2 protein-coding genes are annotated in these 1,971 nt (G+C 74.4%); both read right to left on the bottom strand.

Annotated features, from left to right (window positions below):
• Positions 1 to 1,209: ATP-dependent helicase (locus H5J29_RS30665; RefSeq protein WP_312858484.1), on the bottom strand; the 1,209-nt coding region annotated here is incomplete at its 3' end.
• A gap of 55 nt (positions 1,210 to 1,264) precedes the next feature.
• The coding region (locus tag H5J29_RS30670) for a glycoside hydrolase family 16 protein (RefSeq protein ID WP_220188135.1) at positions 1,265 to 1,971 on the bottom strand (707 nt) is incomplete at its 5' end.

The raw sequence follows: 1,971 nt of genomic DNA on the forward strand, positions 1-1,971 counted from the left end.
CTCGTCGGTCAGCTTGTCCGGCCGGATGTCGGCCGCGGTCGTGTCGACGGACACGGCCTCGGTGCGCAGCGGCTCCGAGACGACGTTGGCCAGGTCGAGGACCTCGGCCGGGTTGCGGAAGCTGGTGAGCAGGCCGTACTCGCGCGCGGGTTCGCCGTCCGGCCCGGGGAAGTCCGTGCGGAACCGGGCGAGGTTGCCCGCGCTCGCCCCGCGCCAGCCGTAGATCGACTGGCAGGGGTCGCCGACGGCCGTGACGGCCAACGGTTCGCTCCGGGCGGCCTCGCCGGGGATCCGGCCGAACAACGCCCGCAGCAGGACGCGCTGGGCGTGCCCCGTGTCCTGGTACTCGTCGAGCAGGATGGCGCGGTACTGGCCGCGTTCGATCTCGCCGACCTCCGGCCGCGCCTCGGCCACCCGGGCGGCGATCGCGAGCTGGTCGGAGAAGTCCATCGCGCGCTCGGCGGACTTGCGCCGTGCGTACTCCTCCACCAGGGGCAACAGCTCCGTGCGCAGCCGCTGCGCGAACATCTTGTCCTTGTACTTCTGCGAGGGGTCCGCGCGCTGCCGCTTCGCGGGCGGCGCCGTCTCCATGACCTCCAGCAGCTCGGTGGTGAAGCGGCGCAGCCGCTCGGGCTCGACGAGGTGCTCCCCCAGCTCCCCCGCCAACGCCAACAGGTACCCCGTGACCGTGGCCGGGACCCGGTCCACCTCCAGGTCCGCCGCCCACGAGCTGACGACCCGGTGCGCGAGCTGCCACGACGCCGTCTGCCCCAGGAGCCGGGACGCGGGCTCGGCGGGCAGCCGCAGCGCGTGCTCGGACACCAGCCGACCCGCGTAGGCGTGGTAGGTCGCGACAGTCGGCTCGCCCGCCAGCAGGGCCGCGCGGCGGCCGCCGCCGGGGTCCAGCTCGTCGAGCAGCGGGGAGCCTGCGAGCCTGCGCAACCGGGACCGGACGCGGGTGCCGAGCTGCTGGGCGGCCTTGCGGGTGAACGTGAGCCCGAGGACCTGCTCGGGCAGGACCTGCCCGGTCGCGACGAGCCAGACGACCCGCGCCGCCATGGTCTCCGTCTTGCCCGCGCCCGCACCCGCGACGACCAGCGCGGACTCCGGCGGTGCCGCGATCACCGCGGCCTGCTGCTGCGTCGGGGCGGGCAGGCCGAGCGCGCGGGCCAGCACCGAGGGGGCGAGCAGACCGGCGGCGAGCGTCACGCGGACTGTCTACCCCACGGCACCGACACGCCGCCGCGGGGTCGCCGGACGCGGATCAGACCGGCTGGCCCGGAAGGGTGGAGACCCGCAGGTAGTCGACCTGCAGCCGGATGTCCGGGCCGCCCGGGGGCGGGGCGTCGAGCCAGCCGGGGGCCGGGCCCTGGTCCAGCTGGATCGTGGCGTGCATCGGCTTCGTGGGGATCATCGCCGGGTCGAGCGTCTCGAACGTCTTGACGCCGTCGACGAACATCGTGAGCCGGTTCGGCAGCCACTCGAACGAGAACGTGTGCCACTGGGAGAAGTCGCCCGGGGCCGAGCCGCCGAACGTCTGGTTGTCCGCACCCCAGTGGATGATCGTGTGGGCGGCGGTCCGCTCCGGGCTGGGGACCTCCATCATGTCCAGCTCGCCGTCCTCCGGCCACTTCTCGGAGTCCGGCCACAGCAGGATCGCCGACCCGAAGCCGACGCCCTTGTCCGTGCGCGCCCGGAACTCCCAGCGGCCGTAGAGCTGGCCCTTCTTCATCCCCATGCCGCCGGACGTGCCGCCGTCCGCGGACCTCCCGGTGATCGTGAGGACGCCGTCCCCCTGGGTCACCGCCTCCGGGACGCGGCGGCCGTTGCCGAACGCCCCCTTCGACTCGTAGACGTTCCAGGCGCCTGCGTCCACCGCGCCGGCCGCGAACTCGTCCCCGCCTGCCGGGACCCAGGCGGTGCCGGGCGGGTCCACGGCTGCCTGGTGCGCCGCGGACAGGCGGTTCATGG

The organism is Pseudonocardia pini (genome assembly GCF_013870575.1).
Lineage (GTDB): Bacteria > Actinomycetota > Actinomycetes > Mycobacteriales > Pseudonocardiaceae > Pseudonocardia > Pseudonocardia pini.